This is a genomic window from Actinomyces oris (assembly GCF_006546825.1).
GTDB lineage: Bacteria > Actinomycetota > Actinomycetes > Actinomycetales > Actinomycetaceae > Actinomyces > Actinomyces oris.
Map to the genome: position 1 here is coordinate 232,958 of NZ_VICC01000005.1, position 15,238 is coordinate 248,195.

The 15,238-nt window shown below is 70.0% G+C and carries 11 protein-coding genes; 10 read left to right on the plus strand and 1 reads right to left on the minus strand.

Features of this window, described 5'->3' with window-relative positions:
* The first annotated feature begins 32 nt into the window (after positions 1-32).
* The 5 genes from FK267_RS07255 to FK267_RS07275 all read left to right on the plus strand — a co-directional run bounded on the left by FK267_RS07255 (position 33) and on the right by FK267_RS07275 (position 5,906).
* Positions 33-1,070, plus strand: a complete 1,038-nt coding sequence (locus FK267_RS07255; RefSeq protein WP_009747866.1) for a carbohydrate ABC transporter permease — start codon at positions 33-35, stop codon at positions 1,068-1,070.
* Positions 1,067-1,930 (plus strand): carbohydrate ABC transporter permease, encoded by an 864-nt coding sequence (locus FK267_RS07260; RefSeq protein WP_075418664.1) that lies wholly within the window; start codon positions 1,067-1,069, stop codon positions 1,928-1,930. The genes FK267_RS07255 and FK267_RS07260 overlap by 4 nt, the downstream gene beginning before the upstream one ends.
* A 204-nt stretch (positions 1,931-2,134) precedes the next feature.
* The gene (locus FK267_RS07265; RefSeq protein WP_141406781.1) at positions 2,135-3,913 is read left to right on the plus strand and encodes a glycoside hydrolase family 13 protein; all 1,779 of its coding nucleotides are present in this window, start codon (positions 2,135-2,137) and stop codon (positions 3,911-3,913) included.
* Positions 3,894-4,907 carry a LacI family DNA-binding transcriptional regulator gene (locus FK267_RS07270; RefSeq protein WP_141406782.1) on the plus strand — a complete coding sequence of 338 codons (1,014 nt, stop codon included), beginning with the start codon at positions 3,894-3,896 and terminating at the stop codon, positions 4,905-4,907. Before FK267_RS07265 ends, FK267_RS07270 begins: the two co-directional genes overlap by 20 nt.
* A gap of 81 nt (positions 4,908-4,988) precedes the next feature.
* On the plus strand, positions 4,989-5,906 hold the full coding sequence (locus FK267_RS07275; RefSeq protein WP_232622548.1) for a hypothetical protein: 918 nt from the start codon (positions 4,989-4,991) through the stop codon (positions 5,904-5,906).
* 68 nt (positions 5,907-5,974) lie between these two features.
* Here the strand turns inward: FK267_RS07275 and valS are convergent, their stop codons facing one another.
* A complete protein-coding gene (gene valS / locus FK267_RS07280; protein WP_141406784.1) occupies positions 5,975-8,791 on the minus strand; it encodes a valine--tRNA ligase in 2,817 nt (938 codons plus the stop codon).
* Between the two features lie 191 nt (positions 8,792-8,982).
* Here valS and arc point away from each other — a divergent pair, with 191 nt between their 5' ends.
* From arc to FK267_RS07305, 5 genes are all read left to right on the plus strand, one after another.
* A complete protein-coding gene (arc, locus tag FK267_RS07285; protein ID WP_141406785.1) occupies positions 8,983-10,632 on the plus strand; it encodes a proteasome ATPase in 1,650 nt (549 codons plus the stop codon).
* A gap of 8 nt (positions 10,633-10,640) precedes the next feature.
* A complete protein-coding gene (locus tag FK267_RS07290; protein WP_232622549.1) occupies positions 10,641-12,413 on the plus strand; it encodes a proteasome accessory factor PafA2 family protein in 1,773 nt (590 codons plus the stop codon).
* Positions 12,410-12,598, plus strand: a complete 189-nt coding sequence (locus tag FK267_RS07295) for a ubiquitin-like protein Pup (RefSeq protein ID WP_070513814.1) — start codon at positions 12,410-12,412, stop codon at positions 12,596-12,598. The genes FK267_RS07290 and FK267_RS07295 overlap by 4 nt, the downstream gene beginning before the upstream one ends.
* A complete protein-coding gene (locus FK267_RS07300) occupies positions 12,595-14,139 on the plus strand; it encodes a proteasome accessory factor PafA2 family protein (RefSeq protein WP_141406786.1) in 1,545 nt (514 codons plus the stop codon). Before FK267_RS07295 ends, FK267_RS07300 begins: the two co-directional genes overlap by 4 nt.
* Positions 14,140-14,543: 404 nt before the next feature.
* Positions 14,544-15,179 carry an ECF transporter S component gene (locus tag FK267_RS07305; protein WP_141406787.1) on the plus strand — a complete coding sequence of 212 codons (636 nt, stop codon included), beginning with the start codon at positions 14,544-14,546 and terminating at the stop codon, positions 15,177-15,179.
* Positions 15,180-15,238: the final 59 nt, after the last annotated feature.

Sequence of the window (15,238 nt, forward strand, 5' to 3'; positions counted from 1 at the left end):
GTCATGTCAACAAGGACGGTCAAAGGACAGTCATGAGTACCACGACGCACTCCGAGCAAGTCGTCAATCACCAGTCCAAGAGCTCCAAGGCGCAGGCCCGTCTGGCCTGGATGCTCATCTCGCCCACGGTACTGGTGCTGACGATCGTCATCCTCATCCCCATCGCTCAGTCCCTCTACCAGTCGCTCTTCGGGCGTCCCCGGCTGAAGGACGACGGCTTCTTCTCCACCACCGAGCCCTTTGTGGGCCTGAAGAACTACACCGACATCTTCTCCAGCGCCGGTGAGAGGTTCTGGGTGGCCTTCTACAACACGACCCTCTTCGGCGTGGTCACCGTGGTCCTGGAGACCGTGCTGGGCGTGGCCATGGCGCTCATCATGCACAAGGCGATGAAGGGGCGCGGCATCGTGCGCGCCTCCATCCTCGTGCCCTGGGCGATCCCCACCGCCGTCTCCGCCATCCTGTGGGGGTGGATCTTCAACCAGAACGGTGTCGCCAACGCCATCCTGGGCCGGCACGTCATGTGGGCCTCGGGGGACCTGAGCGCCAAGGCGGCCATCATCATCGCCGACGTGTGGAAGACGGCCCCCTACATCGGGCTGCTCACCCTGGCCGGGCTCCAGCTCATCCCCGATGAGGTCTACGAGGCCGCCAAGATCGACGGCGCGAGCGCCTGGAAGCGCTTCACCTCCATCACCCTGCCGCTGGTCAAGCCCGCGCTCGTCGTGGCCGTGGTCTTCCGTGCCCTGGACGCCCTGCGCATGTTCGACCTGCCCTACATCCTCATCGGCCCCAGGAAGGGCAGCGTGGAGACCCTCTCCATGCTGGTCCAGGACGAGAGCTCCAACTCCCGCTACGGCAGCGCCGCGGCCTACGCCCTCATCCTGTTCCTCTACGTCTTCGTCTTCGCCGTCGCGTTCTTGAAGATCACCAACACCGACATCAGTGGTAACGACGAGGCCCGACGCAAGCGCAATGAGCGCAAGCTGCCGGTCAGTGCCTTCTTCAAGCGCTCCGGCTCCTCCACCCCGGCCTCCCAGACGGCTACTGAAAGGAGCCAGCAGGCATGAGCACCTCCACCGCCGCACCTGTCCGCAAGACCAAGAGGGACTGGGGAAGCCTCTTCTCCACCGTCGGAATCGTCCTCATCGTCATCTACTGCCTGGCGCCCTTCTACTGGATGCTGGTCTCCTCCCTGCGCCCCGACAGTGAGATCTTCGAGAACAGCTGGTGGCCCCGCCACCCCTCCTTCGAGAACTACAAGGCGGTCTTCTCCGAGAAGAACGACTTCGCCAACGGCCTCATCAACTCCCTGGTCGTCTCGATCATCGTGACGATCGTGGCGCTGGCGGTGGCGACTTTCACCGCCTACGCCCTGGCGCGCCTCGACTTCCGGGGCAAGGGAGTGCTCATGCTCCTCATCATCGCCACCTCGATGTTCCCACTCGTGGCCATCATCGTGCCCCTGCTGAAGAACTTCGCCGCCTGGGGCTGGACGGACACCTACCAGGCGATGATCGTTCCGGATCTGTCCTTCTCCCTGCCGCTGGCAGTGTGGAACCTGACGAGCTTCTTCCGGCAGATGCCCCAGGAGCTCGAGCAGTCCGCCATGGTTGACGGATGCACCCCCGGCCAGGCCTTCCGCAAGGTCATCCTCCCGCTGGCCGCGCCGGGAATCTTCACCACCGCCATCATCATCTTCATCGGCGCCTGGAACGAGTTCCTCGTGGCCGTCACGATGATTATCAACCCCTCCATGCAGCCGGCCACGGTGCTGCTGTCGAAGTTCACCGGGGACTCCCAGTTCAACACGCCCTTCGGCTCACAGATGGCGGCGGGAGTCATTATGACGCTGCCGCTGGTCGTCATGGTGCTGCTCTTCCAGCGCCGGATCGTGGCCGGGCTGGCCGCAGGAGGTCTCAAGCAGTAGGGCGGCTGCAGTCCCCGGGCCCGGCTCACCGGAGAGCCCGCCCATCACCCGTTCGTCTCTGTGGGGCGGCACCGCCACCGCGCTGCCGCCCCACAGAGAGCGTTCGGGACTAGGCTGGACGCCTCTATCCTCCACCCCACCCTCCCTGTTTCCATGTCTCCATTCACCCGGCCGCAGCGCCGCGGCCTGACATAGGACCTGTTCATGACCTCGACCAGTGCTCGCCCGCAGGACCTCCTGCCGCGCACCGACACCGACGCCTGGTGGCGCGATGCCGTCATCTACCAGATCTACCCGCGCTCCTTCGCCGACGCCAACGGCGACGGTATCGGCGATATCCAGGGAATCCGGGAGCACATCGACCACCTGGTGGCGCTCGGCGTGGACGCCGTGTGGCTCTCGCCCTTCTACCCCTCGCCCCAGGTCGACGCCGGCTACGACGTCTCGGACTACTTCGACCTGGCCCCCGAGTACGGCTCCCTGCAGGACCTCGACGCCCTCATCGCCGACCTCCACGAGGCCGGCATCCGCGTCATCGTCGACCTGGTCCCCAACCACTCCTCCGACCAGCACGAGTGGTTCCGCGCCGCCCTGGAGGCGGGCCCGGTGTCCCCCGAGCGCGACCGCTACATCTTCCGCCACAGCGACGACGGCGCACCGAACAACTGGGGCTCGCTCTTCGGCGGGCCGGCCTGGCAGCCGGTGGAGCCGCTCACCGGCCGCAGCGAGGACCGGGGGTGGTACTACCTCCACCTGTTCGCAGCCGAGCAACCCGACTTCAACTGGTCCAACGCGGACGTCCACGAGCACTTCCGCACCTTCCTGCGCTTCTGGGTGGAGCGCGGCGTCGAGGGCTTCCGCGTGGACGTCGCCCACGGCCTGGTCAAGGCCGAGGGCCTGCCCGACGACGACCTCGGCCCCGACCGGTGGAATATTGCCGCCTCCCCGGATGAGGACACGGCCCACGAGAAGCTGCCCGATGTCGGACCCGCCTTCAACCAGCCCGGGGTCCACGACATCTACCGCGAGTGGCGCCGTGTCCTGGATGAGGTCGGTAAGGACATCCTCCTGGTCGCCGAGGCCTGGGTGCCCACGGAGGCCGATGCCGCCCAGTACGTGCGAGCCGACGAGATGAGCCAGGCCTTCAACTTCCCCTTCCTGGGTGCCGGATGGGACGCCGACGCGCTGCGCCGCGTCATCGACGTCTCCCTGAGCGAATACGGCGCCGTGGGCGCGCCCGCCACCTGGGTGCTGTCCAACCACGACGTCGTGCGCCACGCCTCCCGCCTGGCCTACCCCGCCGACATGGACACCGACCCCGGGATCGGCCCCAAGGACCCCCAGCCCGACGCCGAGCTCGGCCTGGCCCGAGCGCGCGCCGCCACCCTGTTCATGCTGGGCCTGCCCGGCAGCGCCTACCTCTACCAGGGCGAGGAGCTCGGACTGCCCGAGCACACCACCATGGAGGACGAGGCCCGCCAGGACCCCCTGTGGGAGCGCACCAACCACCTCGTACCGGGGCGCGACGGCTGCCGGGTCCCCCTGCCCTGGACGCGGGACGGGGCCTCCTACGGCTACAACGCCACCGGCCGCACCTGGTTGCCCCAACCCGAGGGCTGGGGCGAGTACTCGCCCCAGGCCCAGGAGGGACGCGAGGACTCCACCCTCACCCTGTACCGGCGGGCCATCGCCCTGCGCCGCGAGCTCCGACTCGGGCGCGGGTCAGTGGAATGGCTGGACAGCGAGCCCGGGGTCCTGCACCTGCGCAACGGCACCACCGGGATCGTCCTCAACACCACCGAGCAGCCGGTGACGATCAAGGGGGCCAGCAGGCCCCTCATCACCTCCTGGCGCCGGAGCGAGACTGACGGGTCGACTGCAGCGAATGCCGTGGAGGCTGCGGGCGCCGTCGTCGTACCACCCAACGGCGCCTGCTGGCTGGATGCCTCCGCCGGAGGAACCGATGGCGGCGACCCGCGCTGACGTGGCCCGGGCGGCGGGGGTGTCGCCTTCGACCGTCACCTACGTCCTGAGCGGTCAGCGCTCGACGAGCTCGAGCACGCGGGAGCGGGTCATGCGGGCCGTGCGCGACCTCGACTACCACCCCAACACCGCCGCCCGCTCACTGGCCTCGCCGGTGCTGCGCACCGTAGGAGTCCTCTTCCGGCGCCAGCGCTCCACCATCGACGCCAACGACCTGGACTACGTCGATGGTGTGCGTCGCGCACTGACACCCAGCGGAATCCAGGTCGTCATCCCGGTCATGACCTCCTCGGCACCGCTGATCGAGCTGCGCTCGCTCGTGCGCTCCGGCGCCCTGGGCGGGGTGGTTCTCATGGACGTGGCTGACGGCGATGAGCGCGAGGCGATGCTGCTGGAGGAGAAGGTCCCCACCGTCCTCATCGGATCCTCGGATCGCGCCGGTGGGGCGCCCGGCATTGACGCGAACTTCGCTCAGATGGCCCGAACCGGTGTGGAGCACCTGTCCGGGCTCGGGCACCGTCGTATCGTCGCGCTCATGCGGGAGACCGCCTCCGACGACGCTCACGCCCGCCAGGACCAGGCCCGCGAGCTCCTGCGCGCCGCCCAGGAGCTGGGGGTGGAGGTCCTGGTGCGTCAGGTGCCGGAGGCGGCGCTGGCCGGAGCCGAGATCCTGGGAGCCGGCGGCCTCATCGAGGGGTGCAGCGCCGTCCTGTCCAACAACCCCGCCGCCGTGGTGGGACTGGCCTGCGCGGCGCAGGCCCACGGGTTGTCCGTTCCCGCCGACCTGTCCGTGCTCACCCTCGGGATCACCCAGGGCAGCGGCCGCCATGGGGAGGCCTTCAGTGAGCTCAGCGTGGACCGGGGGGCCATGGGGGCCGAGGCGGGCTCGCTCCTGCTCAGATGCCTCAGAGGAGAACCGGACCCGGCCCAGCACCGCGGGCTCATGCCCGCCGTCCTCACCGACCGCGGCTCCACGGCGTGCTGCCGTAGCTGAGGAGCGGACGTGAAAGCGCCCGAGTTGCTGCACTCCCTGTCAGACTGGTAATGGGCATAGGGCGTTGAAGGAGAAGGGATAATGCCGAGCAGAACCCGCGTGGCCGACACTCTCGTCGGCCTGCTGGTCCTGACCGTGGTAGCTCTCGCCGTTCTCCCGTGGCTGGTTCCTAGAATCCAGGAGGCAGCGCGCGACAAACCCGACCCCGACCTCGTCCTGACTGCGGTCAAGAAGCATCAAGCGGTGCTGGACGCCGAATGGACCAATCCTGAGGCCTCCACCGGAGCCGCCCCACCTATGCAGGCCGAACTGATGATCCGAGATGCGCGCAAACAGCTGACCCAGGACGGTATCCCGGTGACCTCTGCGACGAGCGAGGTCAGGCGCATCAGGGCCACCTACCAGGATGACGGCAATGTTCACGTGATAGCCGAGGTCTCCACCTCCAAGACCTACGCAGACGTTTCCGGCACGACCAGCGTGGAGACGAACCGTCACACTCTCGTCCTCACTGGGAACGATGACCGCGGGTACTCGGTGGTGAGCGACGAGATCGTTGATCCGGCGCGTCCCAGTCCTCCCGTTGACATCCAGCACCGCGCCGACCTCATGGGGCTGGGGGTGAGCATCGTGTTTGTCTCCATTGCCGTCGTCGCGGTGGCGCTGTCCTGTCGGAATCGAGCCCATCTGCCCCGTGGCTTCGCCCGGCTGCCTTTCGGCGGCGCCTTCGCACTGATGATCGGGATCGCCTGGGGCTACACGGTCGGAAACGCAGGCGTTCAGGACGACGACGGGGAAGCGATGAGCTGCCTCGGGGAGCGCGTGACCTCGCTCGACTCCCGACTCATCCCCTTCCTCAGCCGCGACTGCGTGACTCAGAGCCGCATCGACGTGCTTGCGGCCCTGCTGGCCGCCGTGACCATCGTCCTCATCGAGTACAGGATCCTGCTGAGCCTCCGGCAGACAACCGGAGACGCGAACCTGCTCGACAGGCCCTAGAGCGACAGCGGTGGCGCCGCCCGAGGGGGACGGCGCCACCGCTCGTCACAGGACCGGGTGCTTGCGGCTCACTTCTTCTTGGCCGGGGCCTGGCCGAGCTCGGCGGCGGTCACGGTCACCGGGGAGGCGCCTTCAGCCGAGTCGGCTGCCGAGGCGGCCTGCTCCACGATGAAGGGGCCGGTCACCTTGGCGGCCTCCGTCAGGTCCGCACGAACCGCCTCGATGGCCTCGGCGTACTCGGGCCGGTCGGCGGCAACGGCCAGCGTCACCGAGAGGATCGGCGTCTTCTGACTCGTCTTGGCCTCCGACTTCACCTTGCGCAGTGCCGCCAGGGCGACTCCCGCGCGGGCCACCAGCTCGGCGTCGGCCCCGGCGGAGGCCTCCCGCAGACCACCGGACTGCGGCCAGGCGGCCCGGTGCACCGAGCCGGTGCGGTACCAGCTCCACACCTCCTCGGTGGCGAAGGGCAGGAAGGGGGCCAGCAGGCGCACGAAGGTGTCCACGGCGATCGCCAGCGTCGCCCGCGCCGAGCGGACGGCGGCCGCGTCGTGAGAACCGTCGAAGTCATTGGCGCGGTCCTTGACCAGCTCGATGTAGTCATCGCAGAAGGTCCAGAAGAAGGACTCGGTGACCTCCAGGGCCCGGGCGTGACCGAACTCCTCAAAGGCCGCCGTGGCGGCGTCGACGACGTCGGCCAGAGCCGCCAGGACCGCACGGTCGATCGGCTCACTGACCACCGAGGCGTCCAGGCAGGGGACAGGTGCCGCGGCCACAGTGGCCTCGTCGGCGTCCCAGGGGAGCCCCATGGACAGGGCGAACTTGGAGGCGTTGAGGACCTTGATGGCCAGACGACGGCCGATCTTGATCTGGGTCTCCTCGAAGGCCGCGTCCAGGCCCAGGCGGGCCGAGCTGGCCCAGTAGCGCACGGCGTCGGAGCCGTACTGCTCCAGCAGGCCCATGGGGGTGACGACATTGCCCTTCGACTTGGACATCTTCTTGTGGTCGGAGTCCAGGATCCAGCCCGACAGGCCGGCATTCGTCCACGGCAGGGCCGCGAACTCCAGGTTCGCGCGCACCACCGTGGTAAACAGCCAGGTGCGGATGATGTCCTGCCCCTGCGGGCGCAGGTCCATCGGGTAGACCCGGCCGAAGAGGTCCTCGTCGCTCAGCCAGCCCGAGGCCAGCTGGGGAGAGAGGGAGGAAGTGGCCCAGGTGTCCATGATGTCGAGCTCGCCGACGAAACCACCGGGCTTTCCGCGCTGGTCCTCGGTGTAGCCGGCCGGGACGTCGGAGGAGGGGTCCACGGGCAGCTCGGACTCGGCCGGCGTCAGGATCGCGTCGTAGTCGACCTCGCCGTCGGCCCCGACCTGGTACCACAGCGGGAAGGGGACGCCGAAGAAGCGCTGACGCGAGACCAGCCAGTCGTTGTTGAGGCCGCGCACCCAGTTCTCGTAGCGCACGCGCATGAAGTCGGGGTGGAACTCCAGCTGGCGGCCGCGCTCGAGCAGCTCCTCGCGCAGGTCGGTGCCGGAGGCCGGGTTCGTCCACTCCTTGCCGCCGTTACGGATGTACCACTGGCGGGAGGTGACGATCTCCAGGGGCTTGTCGCCCTTCTCGAAGAAGTTGGTCTGACGCACCGTCTTGACGGGCTCGCCGCGCATCTCACCGGTCTGGGCCAGGCGGGCCACGAGGGCCTCACGGGCCGAGAAGGTGGTCTTGCCGGCCATGGCCTCGTACATCTCGCGGCCGGCCGGGGAGGTGATCCACTCGGGGGTCTCGGTCTCGATGCGCCCGTCCTTGCGCAGGATCGCTCGCAGCGGCAGCTGCAGGTCGCGCCACCAGTCGATGTCCGTGGTGTCACCGAAGGTGCAGCACATGGCGATGCCGGCGCCCTTGTCCTTCTCCGCGGCCGGGTGCGGCAGGACCGGCACCTCGACACCGAAGACGGGGGAGGACACGGTGGTGCTGAACAGGGGCTGGTAGCGCTCGTCGTCGGGGTGGGCCACCAGGGCAACGCAGGCGGGCAGCAGCTCGGGACGGGTGGTCTCGATGCACACGTCGACGCCGTTCTCCACCGGGGCGCCGGCGGCCTCGGCCTTGGCGGCGGCGGCCTCATCGACGATGTGGAAGGCCAGGCGGTGGTAGAAGCCGGGGTACTCGCGCGACTCCAGCTCGGCCTGAGCCACCGCCGTCTGGAAGGTGACGTCCCACAGACCGGGCGCCGCGGCCTGGTAGGCCTCCCCGCGCTCGAGGTTGTGCAGGAAGGCGGTCTGGGCGACCTTGCGGGCCCGCTCGCCAATGGTCTGGTAGGTGTGCGACCAGTCCACACTCAGACCCAGGCGACGCCACAGGGCCTCGAACTGCTTCTCGTCCTCCACCGTGAGGCGCTCGCACAGCTCGACGAAGTTGCGACGCGAGACCGGCACCTGGTCGCGGGCCTTGATCGACTTGCCCTCCCCGCCGGTGTGCGGGGGAGTGAAGTCCGGGTCGTAGGGCAGGGAGGGGTCGCAGCGCACCCCGAAGTAGTTCTGGACGCGGCGCTCGGTGGGCAGGCCATTGTCGTCCCAGCCCATGGGGTAGAACACCGCCTTGCCGCGCATGCGCTGGAAGCGGGCCACGGTGTCGGTGTGGGTGTAGGAGAAGACGTGCCCCACGTGCAGGGAGCCGGAGACCGTCGGCGGCGGAGTGTCGATGGAGAAGACCTCGGCGCGCTCGGCGCTGCGGTCGAAGGCGTAGGTCCCCTCGGACTCCCAGCGCTCGCCCCAGGTGGTCTCCAGGCCGTCGGTCGACACCTTGGCCGGCACTCGCGGGCTGTGGGGCTCGGAGGGCAGCAGACGGCTGGATGACGACGGGGGAGCGGAGTGGCTCGTGGGGATCTCAGACATGGGTCGATTCTGTCACGGCGTGGCCCAGGGCCTCGACCGGCTGCGGTGTGAGGTCGGCGGGCGTTAACGCCGCTCCGCCTGACTCGTGGATACGGATACGGGTTACGAAACGGGCGCGGATTGGTACGCTTGTACCAATATGGATCGAAGGGGATCGCAGCGGCCCCGAGCCGCGGTCGAGGAGGACGCGCATGGATGAGGAACCGGTGGAGCACAAGGACCCAGTGGCGCAGGCGCTGACGGGCGTCTCCCAGGAGCCGTCGGCGCAGGCCGGCAGCCAGTCCGGAGGGGACGTCACCGAGCGCCTGCGGGAGCTCAGCGAGCACGCCGGCGTGCTCAGCCGCAAGAACACCCACCTGGCCAACGCCCTCAGGGCCGCGCGCCAGGAGCTGGCGGCCCTCCACGAGGACGTCAAGGCCCTCCAGCTCCCGCCCCTGGCGCACGCCACCGTCCTGGCCGTGGACACAGGCGAGCGCACCGCCGATGTCTCCATCGCCGGACGGCGCCACCGGGTGGGCGTGGGGCCCGCCGTTGTGTCCTCCTCCCTCCACCCGGGTGACGACGTCGTCCTCAACGAGCACCTCGTCATCACCGCCACCTGCCCCTCACCGCGCTTCGGGGAGGTCGTCACCGTCAAGGAGACCTACGACGACGGCACCGTCCTGGTCCTGGCCCGCCACGACGAGGAGCAGGTCCTCAGCCTCTCGGAGACCCTGAGCGACCACCGCCCTCGGGTCGGTGACGCCCTCGTGGCCGACCTGGCCGTGCGCATGGCACTGCGTCCCGTGGTGCGCTCCGAGGTCGAGGAGCTCGTCCTGGAGGAGGTGCCCGACGTCGGATACGGCGACATCGGGGGACTGGGCGAGCAGATCGAGCTCATCCGCGACGCCGTCGAGCTGCCCTTCCTCCACCCCGACCTCTACCGCGAGCACCGGCTCACCCCGCCGCGCGGGGTGCTGCTCTACGGGCCGCCCGGATGCGGCAAGACCCTCATCGCCAAGGCAGTCGCCGCCTCCCTGGGGGCCGGCGGGCGCGGCGAGGCCTACTTCCTCAACATCAAGGGCCCCCAGCTGCTGGACAAGTACGTGGGGGAGACCGAGCGGCGCATCCGCGTCATCTTCGCCCGCGCCCGGGAGAAGGCGGCCACCGGCGTGCCCGTCGTTGTCTTCTTCGACGAGATGGACTCCCTGTTCCGCACCCGCGGGTCCGGACGCTCCTCGGACGTCGAGACCACCGTCGTCCCGCAGATGCTCGCCGAGATCGACGGCGTCGACGAGCTCGACAACGTCGTGGTCATCGGTGCCACCAACCGCGAGGACATGATCGACCCGGCCATCCTGCGGCCGGGCCGCCTGGACGTCAAGATCCGCATCGGCCGGCCGGACCGGCGCGGCGCCGCCGAGATCCTGGCGACATACCTGGCCCCCGACCTCCCCATCAGCGAGGAGCTCCTGGCGGCACACGGTGACGCGCAGGGCGCGGTGGACGCCCTCATCGAGCAGGTGATCGATGCCCTCTACACCCGCCGCCGCGCCACCGAGATGGTCGAGCTCACCCGCGCCGACGGGGAGATCGAGATCCTCCACGTCGCCGACCTCGTCAGCGGTGCCATGCTCGCCAACATCGTCGACCGCGCCAAGAAGGCAGCCGTCAAGGACCTGGTCACCAAGGGCAGGCGCGGCCTGACGTCCGAGCATCTGCGCCGCGCCGTCATCGAGGAGATCATGGAGAACGAGGGCCTGCCCGCCACCGTCCACCCCGACGACTGGGCCCGCGTCAGCGGGAGGCGCGGCACGCCGGTGGTCTCCATGAGCGTGCTCCAGCGCTCGCGGGAGGAGTGAGTGCCGTGGTGCCGGCGAGCACCCATCGGATCCCCGGCCGTGAGGTCACGGTCATGGGCCTGGAGACCGAGTACGGCATCCTCGGGGCCGAGCCCGAGGACGTCGTGGCCGCCTGCCTGGAGGACGAGGGTGAGGCCGGGCGCAGCCGAGGCGTGCGCTGGGACTACTCCGGCGAGTACCCCCTGCGTGATGCCCGTGGCTTCGAGATGGACCGCGCAGCGGCCGACCCCTCTATGCTTACCGACATCCCCGGGGTCGCCTCCGTCGAGGCCCCCGTCCCCGGGCGGGTGCGCACCACCGCCGTCGTGCGCCTGACCGCCCAGGAGGAGGCCTGGCAGCGCGGCACCGCCACCTGCGTGGGCACCGGCGGGCGCCTCTACGTGGACCACGGTCACCCCGAGTACGCCACACCGGAGTGCACCGGCGCCGCGCAGGCCGTCCTTGCCGACCGGGCGGGGGACCTCCTGGTGGCCAGCGGGGCCGAGCGGCTGCGCCGGCGTGGGGTGAAGGCCCGGCTGTTCAAGAACAACGTCGATGGCAAGGGCGCCACCTACGGCACCCATGAGAACTACCTCGTGCCCCGCGCCCTCGACTTCGACGACCTCGTCCAGGCCCTGGTCCCCCTGCTCGTGGTTCGTCCGCTCCTGGTGGGCTCGGGCCGGGTCGGCACCGGCGCTATCGCCCAGGGCGCCGACTTCCAGATCAGTCAGCGGGCCGATTACCTGGAGAAGGTCGTCGGCCTGGGCACCACGGTGGACCGTCCCCTGGTCAACACCCGCGACGAGCCCCACGCCGACCCTCAGCGCTGGCGCCGTCTCCACCTGGTGGCAGGCGACGCCAACTGCTTCGACACCATCGCCTGGCTCAAGCTCGGCATGACCGCCCTCGTCCTCCAGGTGCTGGCCGACGGCGTCCCCGCCGGCTGGCGCCGCCTGCGCCTGGCAGACCCCGTGGCCCAGGCCCGGGACGTCTCCCGTGACACCCGTCTTCAAGGCAGGCTGGAGCTGGCCGACGGGCGGCGCCTGAGCGCCCTGGAGATCCTGGAGCGCTACCTGCAGGCGGTGCGCAGCCACCTGAAGGACTGCGGCCGCCCCGCGCCGGCGCCGCAAGGCGACCCCCTGCGCCCGGATCTGGCCGCGCTGGCCGACGGCGCCGATACCGACGGCGCCGAGACCGGCGCGATCCTCGCCTTCTGGGAGGCCTCACTGGCCTCCCTGCGCGAGCTGCAGGCCCAGTGCGCCGGTGGCCACGAGCCGGGGGAGTCGCAAGGAGCGGCTGGGCACCTGGAGTGGGTCGCCAAGAAGCAGCTCCTGGACGCCACCGCCCGCCGCCATCCCGGTGCCGGCGGACACGATGTCCTCCATGCCGTCGACCTGGCCTGGTCCGAGCTCTCCCCAGGTGGGAGAGGCTTGGCAGAGCGGGTTCCCGCCGGCGTCGACGCGCGCGGCGGGCTCCGTGACGAGGTGGTGGAGACGGCCCTCGGTGAGCCGCCCACCACGACCCGGGCCTGGCTGAGAGGTAGGCTCGTGAGCGACTTCCCCGGGCAGGTGGTCGCCGCCGGCTGGCACTCCATGGTCCTGGAGACCGGTGAGAGGGCCCAGCGCCGCCTGCCCCTGACCGACACCCTGGCCTTCACCCGCACCGCCACGGTGCCGGCCCTCAAGGACGCCGCCGACGTCGTCGAGGTCCTCGCGCGCCTCACGGGCGAGCGTCCCGGCGACCCGGGGCGAGCCACCGAAGCAGTGACCACATCCGCCGCCCTGTCAGGAGAGCAGACATGAGTGAGTTCGCCCAGCCGTCCCGCAGCCGCCAGGACGATCCCGCCCCCGACGACGACCCGACCCCCGGCCCCGCAGGCCCTGCCCGGGGCCAGGGCCTGGACTCGGTGCTGGACATGATCGACGATGTCCTGGCCGTTGACGCCCAGGAGTTCGTGCGCGGCTTCGTCCAGAAGGGCGGCCAGTGAGGGCCAGCGCCCCGGGGCCGCGCGTCACCGGCCTGGAGACCGAGTTCGGCGTCCTGTGCGCCCCCGCCGGGCCGCCGGAAGCGATTAAGAGCGACCTGCCGGATGTCGAGCGGGCGGCGGCGCTCATCTTCCGTCACCGGCCGGTCGGCTACCGCAGCACCAACCTCTTCCTGCCCAACGGTGGGCGCCTCTACCTCGACATCGGTGCCCACCCCGAGTACGCCACCGCCGAGTGCGTGAGCGTGCGCGACCTCGTCGCCCAGGACCAGGCCGGCCGGGCGATCCTGGCCGACATGGCCACGCGTGCCGCCGCGGGCCTGGCCCAGGAGGGGACCGCGGTCCGCTTCCACCTCCTGGCCAACAACACCGATTCGGCCGGCCACACCTACGGCTGCCACGAGAGCTACTCCGTGCCCCGCAGCCTGCTCGATGCCACCGACGACGCATCGGCCGCCAGCAGTGAGACCACCATGGCGGTCCTCACCTCCTTCCTGGCCACGCGCCCCGTCCTGGTCGGCTCCGGGCGCCCGCTGCCAGGCGGCCCGACGGAGCCGAACGAGGGCGGCCGCGGTGCGGGGGAGGAGACCGCCTGGGGCCTGTCACCGCGCGCCCCCCACCTGCAGGCCCTGACCTCGGCCGACACCACCGGGCAGCGCGCCCTGGTCAACACCCGCGACGAGCCCCACGCCGACGCCAGTCGCCTGCGCCGCCTGCACGTCACCTGCGCCGACACCACCATGGCTGAGCCGACAACGGGCCTGCGCAGCGCTGTGACCCTGCTGCTCCTGGACGCCCTCGAGGTGGGATGGGACTTCACCGACCTGATCCTGGCCGACCCTCTGGTCTCGCTGTCCGCACTGGGGGAGAGCCCCTGGGGGGACGTGCCCGCCACCACCGTCCAGGGCCGGTGCCTGAGCGCCGTCGACATCCAAGAGGCCTTCCTGGAGCGACTAGCCGCCTACCTGGACGACGCCGGAGTGCCGGACTTCCTGCGCGGCGCCGAGCATCTGCTCACCGACCTGGCGCCCCGCGTCATCTCCGCGCTGCGCCACCACGACGACAGCGCCATCGACACCGAGATCGACTGGGCCATTAAGCGTCGCCTCATGCGCGCCCAGCGTGAGCGCCACCCCCAGCTGAGCGGCCAGGCCCTGAAGACCCTGCGCTCGCGGGTGGACCTGGCCTACCACGACCTCAACGCCGAGACCGGACTGGTTCCGCGCCTGGTCGCCCAAAGGGCCATGGTGAACCTGTGCGATCCGGAGGAGATCGAGCGCGCCCGCCAGACGCCCCCGGCCACGCGCGCCGCCCTGCGGGGGGCCTTCGTGGCGGCCTGCCTGGAGGTGGGAGCTGACTTCTCCGTCTCCTGGGAGAGCTTGCGGCTGGACTCGCCGCCCACTGCGCCCGTGGACCTGCCGGACCCGCTGGAGACGGCCCACGAGGCCGCCGAGTCCCTGACCCAGCGGGTGCTGGACCTGCGTCCCGAGGAGATGCACCGCATCGACCTCGTGGGCCGCGGCGGCCTGGGTGCGCCGGGCTGAGACTCCTGAGGGTCTGGGCCCCGTCGCCCTTGAGTGCTGTCCGCTACCGGTTTTTCCCGTCTTTTCAACGGCTGGGGTCGGGTGTTCCCTGACGGCCCGGGGCCTGGTCGACCCTTGCGTGAAGTCCCGGGAAGGAGTAGACACTTAGGTGTGCCTCACCAAAGCCGGGAGGTGTGCCGCCTCTTGGGGTGATGTCTCTGGGTTGGTTCGTTCGACGTGTCGATGCGCGGCTCGGGTCAGACATTTCTCTGAGCAAGTCAATAATGATAATGATTTGCAAAACGAGTTGGTGGCGGGGTAGATGTGCGGTCATCACGCCGGAGTGCCCGACCAGGTGCGCCCCGGGGCTCCGGCACGAGGCCGGAGCGGTCACCGTGACCCGTGAGAACACGCAAGGAGAAAGCATGAGCACCACCAACCGCACGCCGGTCGCCACCGAGCCGGACAGGCCCTCGGTTCACACCTCATCGCGCTCAGGGCTGGCCGACTCCGCCCTGGGAACCCGCAACCTCATGACGATCGCCGCGCTGGCGGTCGTCTCCATGATCCTCCTGGTGCCCCTGAACTACCTGGCTCCGGCGGCGGGAGCCTCCCGGGACGCCGTGCTCCTGGGGTGCGCGATCATGGGACTGTGGCTCGTGCCGTACCTGCTGCCCGCAACCGTCGTTCGCCGCCCCGGCGCCGTCATGATCGCGGCCCTTCTCATGGGCATCATGTCCGTCTTCACCACTCCGACGGGTCCTGCGGCCATCGTCGGCAACCTCATCGGCGGGGCCTTCGTCGAGGTGCCCCTGGCCATCCTGCTCTACCGGAAGTGGACCTGGTGGTCCTTCCTCATCTCGGCGGCAACCTTCGGCCTGCTCAACGGCATCATGTACGTCTCCGTCATGAGCGCCGCAGCGGGTATGGCCTCGGCGAGCGCCGGCGTCGTCATCGCCGTGGTCTCGGCCCTGGTTGGTGGCGGCCTCACCATTGCCCTGACCCGACTGCTCAACCGCGCCGGCGTCGGCATCGATCACCGCACGACCGGCCGTGCCTGAGACAGTGCCCGCCGCACCGGCTGCTCCGGGGGTGGAGCAGCCTCTGGGAGAGTCGGCCG

Coding starts and splice junctions, on each gene's coding strand:
- FK267_RS07255 (WP_009747866.1), top strand. CDS start 33: ATGAGTACCACGACGCACTCCGAGCAAGTCGTCAATCACCAGTCCAAG.
- FK267_RS07260 (WP_075418664.1), top strand. CDS start 1,067: ATGAGCACCTCCACCGCCGCACCTGTCCGCAAGACCAAGAGGGACTGG.
- FK267_RS07265 (WP_141406781.1), top strand. CDS start 2,135: ATGACCTCGACCAGTGCTCGCCCGCAGGACCTCCTGCCGCGCACCGAC.
- FK267_RS07270 (WP_141406782.1), top strand. CDS start 3,894: ATGGCGGCGACCCGCGCTGACGTGGCCCGGGCGGCGGGGGTGTCGCCT.
- FK267_RS07275 (WP_232622548.1), top strand. CDS start 4,989: ATGCCGAGCAGAACCCGCGTGGCCGACACTCTCGTCGGCCTGCTGGTC.
- valS (WP_141406784.1), bottom strand. CDS start 8,791: ATGTCTGAGATCCCCACGAGCCACTCCGCTCCCCCGTCGTCATCCAGC.
- arc (WP_141406785.1), top strand. CDS start 8,983: ATGGATGAGGAACCGGTGGAGCACAAGGACCCAGTGGCGCAGGCGCTG.
- FK267_RS07295 (WP_070513814.1), top strand. CDS start 12,410: ATGAGTGAGTTCGCCCAGCCGTCCCGCAGCCGCCAGGACGATCCCGCC.
- FK267_RS07305 (WP_141406787.1), top strand. CDS start 14,544: ATGAGCACCACCAACCGCACGCCGGTCGCCACCGAGCCGGACAGGCCC.